The sequence below is a fragment of the Pseudomonas sp. BAV 4579 genome (assembly GCF_009765395.1).
GTDB lineage: Bacteria > Pseudomonadota > Gammaproteobacteria > Pseudomonadales > Pseudomonadaceae > Chryseomonas > Chryseomonas aestiva.
The window spans coordinates 19626-27477 of record NZ_WHOV01000125.1; the positions used below are offsets into that span (position 1 = coordinate 19626).

The 7852-nt window shown below is 62.5% G+C and carries 8 protein-coding genes; all 8 read left to right on the forward strand.

The genetic code is table 11. From position 1 onward, the window contains the following. The first annotated feature begins 144 nt into the window (after positions 1 to 144). Positions 145 to 1569 carry a DegQ family serine endoprotease gene (locus GSQ95_RS20665; protein ID WP_158889541.1) on the forward strand — a complete coding sequence of 475 codons (1425 nt, stop codon included), beginning with the start codon at positions 145 to 147 and terminating at the stop codon, positions 1567 to 1569. 147 nt (positions 1570 to 1716) lie between these two features. After that, positions 1717 to 3516, forward strand: coding sequence for a translation elongation factor 4 (lepA, locus tag GSQ95_RS20670; RefSeq protein WP_158889543.1), 1800 nt, complete (start codon positions 1717 to 1719; stop codon positions 3514 to 3516). Positions 3517 to 3521: 5 nt separating this feature from the next. Beyond that, positions 3522 to 4376: a signal peptidase I gene (gene lepB / locus GSQ95_RS20675; protein ID WP_158889545.1), complete on the forward strand. Its 855-nt coding sequence runs from the start codon at positions 3522 to 3524 to the stop codon at positions 4374 to 4376. Continuing rightward, positions 4373 to 4768: a DUF4845 domain-containing protein gene (locus tag GSQ95_RS20680; RefSeq protein WP_158889547.1), complete on the forward strand. Its 396-nt coding sequence runs from the start codon at positions 4373 to 4375 to the stop codon at positions 4766 to 4768. The genes lepB and GSQ95_RS20680 overlap by 4 nt, the downstream gene beginning before the upstream one ends. Continuing rightward, entirely contained in the window at positions 4765 to 5454 is a 690-nt protein-coding gene (gene rnc, locus GSQ95_RS20685; protein ID WP_133862948.1) for a ribonuclease III, read from the forward strand. Before GSQ95_RS20680 ends, rnc begins: the two co-directional genes overlap by 4 nt. Next, on the forward strand, positions 5447 to 6352 hold the full coding sequence (gene era, locus GSQ95_RS20690; protein ID WP_133862947.1) for a GTPase Era: 906 nt from the start codon (positions 5447 to 5449) through the stop codon (positions 6350 to 6352). The genes rnc and era overlap by 8 nt, the downstream gene beginning before the upstream one ends. Positions 6353 to 6354: 2 nt before the next feature. Continuing rightward, positions 6355 to 7038 carry a DNA repair protein RecO gene (gene recO, locus GSQ95_RS20695; RefSeq protein ID WP_158889549.1) on the forward strand — a complete coding sequence of 228 codons (684 nt, stop codon included), beginning with the start codon at positions 6355 to 6357 and terminating at the stop codon, positions 7036 to 7038. 3 nt (positions 7039 to 7041) lie between these two features. Then, the gene (gene pdxJ, locus GSQ95_RS20700; RefSeq protein ID WP_158889551.1) at positions 7042 to 7782 is read left to right on the forward strand and encodes a pyridoxine 5'-phosphate synthase; all 741 of its coding nucleotides are present in this window, start codon (positions 7042 to 7044) and stop codon (positions 7780 to 7782) included. Positions 7783 to 7852: the final 70 nt, after the last annotated feature.

Below are 7852 nucleotides of genomic sequence, written 5' to 3' on the forward strand. Positions count from 1 at the left end.
GGTCGCAAAAAAGCTTCGAAAGCTATCGTTCAGCAAGGGCGTGGTATTTCTGCTGCCAGTCGTCACTGACAGTGCCTCCGATCCCCGAAAGGCAGGTCGCCAGCGATGTGTTCAAGTCATTGGATAGAGTGGAGCTGCATGCGCATGCGCAATCTAAAGCATTACACGGCTGCCCTGATGGGGCTCTGGCTGATGGGAATGACGGCCATGGCCCGGGCCGATCTGCCGGATTTCACCGGTCTGGTCGAGGCGGCGTCTCCGGCGGTCGTCAACATCAGCACCCGGCAGAAAATTCCCGAAGGACGCGGCGTCGGCGCCATGACCATGCCCGACCTGGAAGGTCTGCCACCGGGCATCCGTGAATTCTTCGAGCGCAGCATTCCGCAGATGCCGCGCAGTCCCCGGGGCAAGCAGGAGCAGGCCCAGTCGCTGGGTTCCGGCTTCATCATCTCGCCCGATGGCTACATCCTGACCAACAACCATGTGGTTGCCGATGCCGACGAGATCCTGGTGCGCCTATCCGACCGCAGCGATCACACCGCCAAGCTGATCGGCGCGGATCCCCGCACCGACGTGGCCCTGCTGAAGATCGACGCCAAGGACCTGCCTACCCTCAAGCTGGGCAACTCCGACCAGCTCAAGGTGGGTGAATGGGTGCTGGCCATCGGCTCGCCCTTCGGCTTCGATCATTCGGTCACCGCCGGTATCGTCAGCGCCAAGGGTCGCAGCCTGCCCAATGAAAGCTACGTCCCCTTCATCCAGACCGACGTAGCCATCAACCCGGGCAACTCCGGCGGTCCCCTGTTCAACCTCAAGGGGGAAGTGGTCGGGATCAACTCGCAGATCTTTACCCGCTCCGGGGGCTTCATGGGGCTGTCCTTCGCCATCCCCATCGACGTCGCCATGAACGTGGCCAATCAGCTGAAGACCGACGGCAAGGTCAGTCGCGGCTGGCTCGGCGTGGTCATCCAGGAAGTGGACAAGGACCTCGCCGAATCCTTCGGCCTGGATCGTCCGGCGGGTGCCCTGGTCGCCCAGACCCTGGACGCCGGTCCTGCAGCCAAGAGCGGCATCAAGGTGGGTGACGTCATCCTCTCGGTCAATGGTCAGAAGATCGAGGAGTCCGCCGACCTGCCGCACCTGATCGGCAACCTCAAGCCGGGTGCCAAGGCCGACATGGAGATCATCCGCGAAGGCAAGCGGCAGAACCTCAGCGTCACCGTGGGCGACATGCCCAAGGATGACCAGGCCGCTTCCGGTGGCGAGCGTGGCTCCGACCGCGCCAGCAATCGCCTGGGCATCGCCGTGGCCAACCTGACGCCCGAGCAGAAGAAGACCCTGGATATCCAGGGCGGCGTGGTCATCAACAAGTTGAGTGGCGACGGTCCCGCCGCGGCCATCGGCCTGCGTCCGGGCGATGTCATCACCCACCTGAACAACCAGCCGATCGAATCGGCCGCGGCCTTCGAGAAGATCACCTCGGCGCTGCCGGCGGGTCGTTCCATCTCGATGCGCGTGGTGCGCGACGGTCGCGCCAGCTTCATCACCTTCAAGCTGCCGGGCAAGTAACGGCAAGGCAGGCGCGCAGGGGCGGGCGACCGCCCCTTCTTTTTGTCCGCTCGAACGGCGCGAGTCCCCTTGTTTGCCGCATTCAGGTAAACTCCCCCGCTATTTTCCCGGCGGATGTTCCGCCGCTGGCTATTCGAGTGCTGATTCGTGAGTGATCTGAGCCATATCCGCAATTTCTCCATCATCGCCCACATCGATCACGGCAAGTCGACGCTTGCGGATCGGTTCATCCAGATGTGTGGTGGCTTGAGCGACCGAGAAATGGAGGCCCAGGTCCTGGATTCCATGGATCTCGAGCGTGAGCGCGGCATCACCATCAAGGCCCACAGCGTGACGCTGTACTACAAGGCCGAAGACGGTAAGACCTACCAGCTCAACTTCATCGATACCCCTGGCCATGTCGACTTCACCTATGAAGTCAGCCGCTCGCTGGCCGCCTGCGAAGGCGCGCTGCTGGTGGTGGACGCGGGGCAGGGCGTGGAAGCCCAGTCGGTCGCCAACTGCTACACCGCCATCGAGCAGGGCCTCGAGGTCATGCCGGTGCTGAACAAGATGGATCTGCCCCAGGCCGATCCGGACAAGGTCAAGGCCGAGATCGAGCACATCATCGGCATCGACGCCACCGACGCCGTGCCCTGCAGTGCCAAGAGCGGCATGGGCGTACCCGAGGTGCTCGAACAACTGGTCAAGGTCATCCCGGCGCCCGTGGGTGAAATCGACGCGCCGCTGCAGGCGCTGATCATCGACTCCTGGTTCGACAACTACCTGGGCGTCGTCTCGCTGGTGCGCGTCAAGCACGGTCGGGTCAAGAAGGGCGACAAGATCCTAGTCAAGTCCACCGGCAAGGTGCACCAGGTCGACAGCGTCGGCGTCTTCTCGCCCAAGCACACCGAAATGCCTGATCTGAAGGCCGGTGAAGTGGGCTTCATCATCGCCGGTATCAAGGAAATCCTCGGTGCTCCGGTCGGTGACACCCTGACCCTCAGCGCCACCCCTGACGTGGCCATGCTGCCGGGCTTCCAGCGGGTCAAGCCGCAGGTCTACGCCGGTCTGTTCCCGGTCAGCTCCGACGACTTCGAGGACTTCCGCGAAGCCCTGCAGAAGCTCACCCTCAACGACGCGGCCCTGCAATACGAGCCGGAAAGCTCCGAGGCCCTCGGCTTCGGCTTCCGCATCGGCTTCCTCGGCATGCTGCACATGGAGATCATCCAGGAGCGCCTGGAGCGCGAATACGATCTCGACCTCATCACCACGGCGCCGACCGTGGTCTTCGAGGTGGTGCTCAAGGATGGCAGCACCATCTATGTCGACAACCCCTCGAAACTGCCGGACCTGGCCTCCGTCGCCGAGATGCGCGAGCCCATCGTCCGCGCCAACATCCTGGTCCCCCAGGAGCATCTGGGCAACGTCATCACCCTGTGCATCGAGAAGCGTGGCGTCCAGCGCGACATGCAGTTCCTCAGCAGCCAGGTGCAGGTCAGCTACGATCTGCCGATGAACGAGGTGGTGCTGGACTTCTTCGACCGCCTGAAGTCGGTGAGCCGCGGCTATGCGTCGCTAGATTACAGCTTCGATCGCTTCGAGGCGGCCAGCCTGGTCAAGCTCGACGTCCTCATCAACGGCGAGAAGGTCGACGCCCTGGCCCTGATCGTCCATCGCGACAAGGCGCACTACAAGGGTCGCGCCCTGACCGAGAAGATGAAGGAGCTGATCCCGCGGCAGATGTTCGACGTGGCGATCCAGGCAGCCATTGGCGGTCAGATCGTCGCCCGCACCACCGTCAAGGCGCTGCGCAAGAACGTCCTGGCCAAGTGCTATGGCGGTGACGTCTCCCGTAAGCGCAAGCTGCTGGAAAAGCAGAAGGCGGGTAAGAAGCGCATGAAGCAGGTTGGTAGCGTAGAGATTCCTCAAGAGGCCTTCCTGGCCGTGCTCAAGGTGGATAGCTGAAGCCCATGTCCTGGAACTTCCCTCTGTTGCTGGTTCTCGCGGTCGCCGTCTGCGGCGCCCTGGCGCTCATCGATCTGCTGTTGCTCGCACCGCGTCGTCGCAAGGCGATCCAGACCTACGGGCAGCAGGTCAGCGAGCCTGATCCCGTGGTCCTGGAGCAGTTGAACAAGGAGCCGGCGCTGGTCGAGTACGGGAAGTCCTTCTTTCCCGTCCTGGCCATCGTGCTGATCCTGAGATCCTTCCTGGTGGAGCCGTTCCAGATTCCTTCGGGCTCCATGAAGCCGACCCTGGAAGTGGGCGACTTCATCCTGGTGAACAAGTTCGCCTACGGCATCCGCCTGCCGGTGATCGATCTCAAGGTCATCCCGATCGGTGATCCGCAGCGTGGCGATGTCATGGTGTTCCGCTATCCCAGCGATCCCAGCGTCAACTACATCAAGCGCGTGATCGGCGTGCCGGGCGATACCATCCGCTATACCAGCGACAAGCAGCTGTACATCAACGGCCAGCGCGTCAGCGAGGAGCTGGTGGGCGACGAGCCGGGTTCGTTGGGCAGCGTCAAGCTGTTCAAGGAACAACTGGGCAAGGCCGAACACCTGATCCGCGAAGAGATGACCCGCTACCGCATGGAGCCCGACCACGAGTGGAAGGTGCCGGCCGGTCACTACTTCATGATGGGTGACAACCGCGACAACTCCAACGACAGTCGCTACTGGGACGATCCCAACATTCCCCGTGATCTGCTGGGCATGGTTCCCGATCGCAACATCGTCGGCAAGGCCTTCGCCGTCTGGCTGAGCTGGCCGGAGCCCAAGCTGCAGAGCATGCCCACCCTGTCTCGCGTAGGTATCATCAGATGAATGAACGCAGAGTGCCCGGTCTCCCGTCGCGTCAGCAGGGGCTGTCGTTTCTCGGTGGTCTGCTCGGACTCTGCGTCATCGCCTTCCTGGCCAGCACGGCCATGAAACTCGTTCCGCATTACCTGGACTACAATGCTCTGACCAAGGTCATCGAATCCATCGGCGACAACCCCGATAACCAGATTCGCAGCGTGTCCGACGTCTACAGCTACGTGGGGAAGGGTATGCAGGTGAACGACATCCGTGATCTCGATCTGCAAAAGGCCATGCGCGTCGAAGCCGACGGCAACCACCTGCAGATCCACCTCGACTATGAAAAACGTGAACACCTGATCCGCAACATCGATCTGGTCGTTCGTTTCAATCGTGATTTCCATATAAATCTCCCGTGACTTTATCTCTAGATCGCCTCGAGCGTCGGCTGGGTTATACCTTCCAGGACCCGGACCTGATGCTGCTCGCCCTCACGCACCGCAGCTTTGCCGGTCGCAACAACGAACGCCTGGAATTTCTCGGCGACGCCATCCTCAACTTCATCATCGGCGAAGCCCTCTACGATCACTTCCCCCAGGCCCGCGAAGGCCAGCTGTCCCGCTTGCGGGCCAAGCTGGTGAAGGGCGAGACCCTGGCGCTGCTGGCCCGCAGCTTCGAACTTGGTGACTACCTGCGCCTGGGTTCCGGTGAACTGAAGAGTGGCGGCTTTCGTCGCGAATCCATTCTCGCCGATGCCATGGAAGCCCTGATCGGTGGCATCTATCTGGATGCCGGCATGGACGCGGCGAAAGACCGGGTCATGGCCTGGTTGGGGCCGCAATTGCGCGAGCTGACGCCGGTGGATACCAACAAGGATCCCAAGACGCGGCTGCAGGAGTTTCTCCAGGCGCGCGCCTGCGACCTGCCGCGCTACGAGGTGGTCGCCATCGAAGGAGAGCCCCATTGCCGGGTCTTCTTCGTCGAATGCGAGATCGCCATGCTCAACGAAAAGACGACGGGGCAGGGCGCCAGTCGCCGCATCGCCGAACAGATAGCGGCCTCGGCGGCCTTGATCGCCCTGGGCGTGGAGAATGGTCATGAATGATGAGCTGAAGGCATCGCGCTGCGGCTACGTAGCCATCGTGGGTCGCCCCAACGTTGGCAAGTCCACGCTGCTCAACCATATCCTGGGGCAGAAGCTGGCCATCACCTCGCGCAAGCCGCAGACCACCCGGCACAACATGCTTGGCATCAAGACCGAGGGTGAGGTCCAGACCATCTATGTGGATACCCCCGGTCTGCACAAGGAAAACCAGAAGGCGCTCAACCGCTTCATGAACAAGACGGCCGTCACCGCCCTGCGCGATGTGGACGTCGTGGTGTTCGTGGTCGATCGCACCCGCTGGACCGACGAAGACCAGATGGTGCTGGAGCGGGTGCGCTTCGTGAAGTGCCCGGTGCTGCTCGCCGTCAACAAGATGGATCGCCTGGAAGACAAGGCCGACATGCTGCCGCACCTGCAATGGCTGCAGGAGCAGTTGCCGGAAGCCGCGCTCATTCCGATCTCCGCCCAGCATGGCCACAATCTCGACGCTCTCGAGGAGCTGGTCGCCGAACGTCTGCCGGAAGGTGACCACTTCTTCCCCGAGGACCAGATCACCGACAGATCCAGCCGCTTCCTCGCGGCCGAGCTGATCCGGGAAAAGATCATGCGCCAGCTGGGGGCGGAGTTGCCCTATCAGGTCGCGGTCGAGATCGAGGAATTCAAGTACGACAACGGCGTGCTGCACATTCACGGCCTGATTCTAGTCGAGCGTGATGGCCAGAAGAAGATCCTCATCGGCCAGGCCGGCGAGCGCATCAAGCGGATCGGCCAGGAAGCCCGCCACGACATGGAAACCCTGTTCGACGCCAAGGTCATGCTCAATCTCTGGGTCAAGGTCAAAGGCGGCTGGTCCGATGACGAGCGTGCCCTGCGCTCTCTGGGTTATTCCGACCTCTAGCGATGCAGGCGTCCGAGCCGCTGTTCGTCCTGCATTCGCGCCCCTACCGGGAAAGCAGTGCGCTGGTGGATGTGCTCGGCGCCTTTGGCCGGGTCCGTACCGTATTGCGCGCGGCCCGCTCCCGCTCCGGAAGTCTGGCCAGACCCTTCATTCCGCTCGAAGCTCAGCTCAGCGGGCGAGGGGAGTTGAAGAATCTGCAGAAGGTGGCGGCCCTGGCGCCGCCCTTTCTGCTTCAGGGACAGGCCCTTTTCAGTGGCTTCTATCTCAACGAACTGCTGGTCCGGCTGCTACCCGCCGAAGATCCCTATCCCGCGCTCTTCGAACTCTATGGTCTGACCCTGGCCGCCCTGGTCCAGGGCCGTCCGGTCGAACCCCTGCTACGTACCTTCGAATGGCGTCTGCTCGATCTGCTGGGCTACGGTTTCTCGCTGGCCCAGGCCCTGGACGGTCGGGCCATCGAAGCCCAGCGTCTCTATCGCTTCATTCCGGATCAGGGCTTCGAGCCCGTCGACGAGGTTCGCCCGGGCTGTCTGGCCGGCGCGGAAATCCTGGCACTGGATCGCGGTGAATGGGACGATCCCACGGTAGTTCGCGCTGCCAAGCGCCTGATGCGCCAGGCCCTGGCGCCGCACCTGGGCAGCAAACCCCTGATGAGTCGCGAATTGTTCGCCAAGCCAAGTGAATAAGCCATGAAAGAGTTCAGTCGTGTTCTGTTGGGCGTCAACATCGATCATGTCGCCACCCTGCGCCAGGCCCGGGGTACGAGATATCCGGATCCGGTCAAGGCGGCACTGGACGCCGAAGAGGCAGGGGCGGATGGCATCACCCTGCACCTGCGTGAGGACCGTCGCCATATCCAGGAGCGGGATGTCCGCCTGCTGCGCGAGCTCCTGCAGACCCGCATGAATCTCGAAGTCGCTCTGACCCCCGAGATGCTGGCCTTCGCGCAGGAGATCCGTCCCGAGCACGTCTGCCTGGTGCCCGAGCGCCGGGAAGAGCTGACCACCGAAGGTGGTCTGGATGTACTGGGGCAGGTCCAGCGCATCCGCGATGCCATTGCCGCGCTGCCCGCTTCGGAAGTGTCCCTCTTTATAGACCCGGATCGGCAGCAGATTCAGGCGGCCAAGGACTGCGGCGCCCCGGTGATTGAACTGCACACCGGTCGCTATGCCGAGGCTGACACCCAGCACGAGCAGACCCTGGAGCTGCAGCGCCTGGCCAAGGCCGTGGAATTCGCCACCGGCCTCGGGCTGGTGGTCAATGCCGGCCATGGCCTGCACTACCACAATGTTCAGCCGATCGCGGCCCTGCCAGGTATTAACGAACTGAACATCGGTCACGCCATCGTCGCCCAGGCAGTCTTCGTCGGCTTCAAGCAGGCGGTCAGGGATATGGCCGAATTGATCCGCTGCAACTCGGTCGTAAAATAACTGTTGACCTGTCCCAAAACTCCCCTATAATGCGCCCCACTTCCGGCGCAGATGCTGAAGGGGCTTGAAA